The 2484-nt window shown below is 71.3% G+C and carries 1 protein-coding gene; it reads right to left on the reverse strand.

What is annotated here, in order from left to right:
- Positions 1-52: 52 nt before the first annotated feature.
- Positions 53-2484, reverse strand: a 2432-nt coding sequence (gene mfd, locus G6028_RS04065) for a transcription-repair coupling factor (RefSeq protein WP_182658125.1), incomplete at its 5' end; no start/stop codon positions are given.

Here is a 2484-nt window from a genome sequence, read left to right on the forward strand (position 1 = left end):
TGTGCGGAACGCTCTTTTCGATGGGGGTCGGAGCCGGAACCGGACTCGGGACTCACACCGACACCAACTCCGGCTGGATCACCGGGTGCGAGCCCTCCGGATCCCCGGCCATGGCTGTGAGGAAGTCGGCGGCGTACTGCAGCATCTCGTCGTCGCGCGCCTTCTCCGCGCCCGCACCGGCACGCGCGCCTGCCGCCTTGGGCAGCGGGAGCAGCACGGTCTTCTGCGTGGCCCGGTACTGCGCGGCCGGGTACATGCGCTTGAGCCGGATCTGCTGGGAGTCGAGCAGGTCGAGCGGGCCCACGCGCAGGCGGGAGCCGGCCAGCACGATCTCCCGCACCTTGTACTTCTGGCACACGAGCCGCAGCCGGGACACCGACACCACGCGCCGGGCCTCGGCGGGCATGGGGCCGTAGCGGTCCACCAGTTCCTCGACCACCGCGTCGATGTCCTCGGGCGCCCGCGCCTGGGAGAGCTTGCGGTACGCCTCGAGACGCAGTCGGTCGCCGTCGACGTACTCGACCGGGATGTAGGCGTCGACCGGCAACTCGATGCGGATCTCGCCCACCTCCTCCTCGACCTCCACGGTCTCGCCGTCGGCGATCGCGCGGTAGGCCTCCACGGCCTCGCCCACCAGACGGATGTAGAGGTCGAAGCCGACGCCGGCGATGTGGCCGGACTGCTCGGCGCCCAGCACGTTGCCGGCGCCGCGCAGCTCGAGGTCCTTCATGGCCACGGCCATGCCCGCGCCCAGGTCGTTGTTCTGGGCGATGGTGGCCAACCGGTCGTACGCGGTCTCGGTGAGCGGCTTCTCCGGGTCGTAGAGGAAGTAGGCGTAGCCGCGCTCGCGGGACCGGCCCACGCGCCCGCGCAACTGGTGCATCTGCGACAGACCCAGCTGGTCGGAGCGGTCCACGATCAGGGTGTTGGCGTTGGAGATGTCCAGGCCGGTCTCGACGATGGTCGTACACACCAGCACGTCGTAGTCGCGGTTCCAGAACCCGCCGACGGTCTGCTCGAGCTGCTCCTCCCCCATCTGCCCGTGGGCCACCACCACGCGCGCCTCGGGCACCAGGTCGCGGATCTTCGCCGCGGTGGCGTCGATGGTCCGCACCCGGTTGTGCACGTAGAACACCTGCCCCTCACGCAGCAGCTCGCGGCGGATCGCGGCGGCGACGTGCTTGTCCGAGTGCGCGCCCACGTACGTGAGCACGGGTAGCCGCTCCTCGGGCGGGGTGAGGATCTGGCTCATCTCACGGATCCCGGCCAGCGACATCTCCAGCGTCCGCGGGATGGGCGTCGCGGACATGGTCAGCACGTCCACGTGGGTGCGCAGCGAGGTGATGTGCTCCTTGTGCTCCACACCGAAGCGCTGCTCCTCGTCCACCACCACCAGCCCGAGGTTCTTCCAGTGCACCGCGGTGGCCAGCAGCCGGTGGGTGCCGATCACCACGTCCACGGTGCCGTCGGCCAGTCCCTTGAGCACCTCCTTGGCCTCGGCGTCGGAGGTGAACCGGCTGAGCCCCTTGACGGTCACCGGGAACCCGGTCATGCGCTCGACGAAGGTCGCCTGGTGCTGCTGCGCGAGCAGCGTGGTGGGCACCAGCACCGCGACCTGGGTGCCGTCCTGCACGGCCTTGAACGCCGCCCGCACGGCCACCTCGGTCTTGCCGTAGCCCACGTCGCCCACCACCACGCGGTCCATGGGGGCGGTCTTCTCCATGTCCCCCTTGACCTCCTCGATCGCCGTGAGCTGGTCGACGGTCTCGGTGAACGGGAACGCGTCCTCCATCTCCCGCTGCCAGGGGGTGTCGGGGCCGAACGCTCGGCCCGGGGCGGACTGCCGCTTGGCGTAGAGCTGCACCAGCTCGGTGGCGATCTCGCGGACCGCCTTGCGGGCCTTGCGCTTGGTGTTCTGCCAGTCGGCGCCGCCCATCTTGCTCAGCGTCGGGGCCTCCCCGCCCACGTAGCGGCTGAGCTGCCCGAGGGATTCCATGGGCACGAACAGGCGGTCGCCGGCGCCCCCGCGCTTGCCGGGGGCGTACTCGATCACCACGTACTCGCGGCGACTCGAACCGTCCCCGCCGCGCACCTGCCGCTCGACCATCTCCACGAACCGGCCGATGCCGTGCTGGTCGTGCACCACCCAGTCGCCGGCCTTGAGCGCCAGCGGGTCCACCTGGTTGCGTCGCTTGGCGTGGCGCGCCTTGGGGCGCGCGGTGGCGCCGAGTCGGTTGCCGGTGAGGTCGGTCTCGGAGACGACGACGAGGTGGTCCCCCTGCTCCCCGGAGTCCCCCGACAGGGCGAACCCCCCGTGCAGGATCGCCTCGTAGACCGACACCACGCCGGGGGCGGGCTCGGATCCCGCCGGGGCGGCGGTGGCCGGGACCTCCGCCTCGGACAGGCGTTCCAGGACGCGGTCGACGGTGCCGTGGCCCGGGACCACCACCGCGGCCCGGCCGCCGGAGGACATGAGCGCCCGCA

Source organism: Dietzia cercidiphylli (genome assembly GCF_014145145.1).
GTDB classification, from domain to species: Bacteria; Actinomycetota; Actinomycetes; order Mycobacteriales; family Mycobacteriaceae; genus Dietzia; species Dietzia natronolimnaea.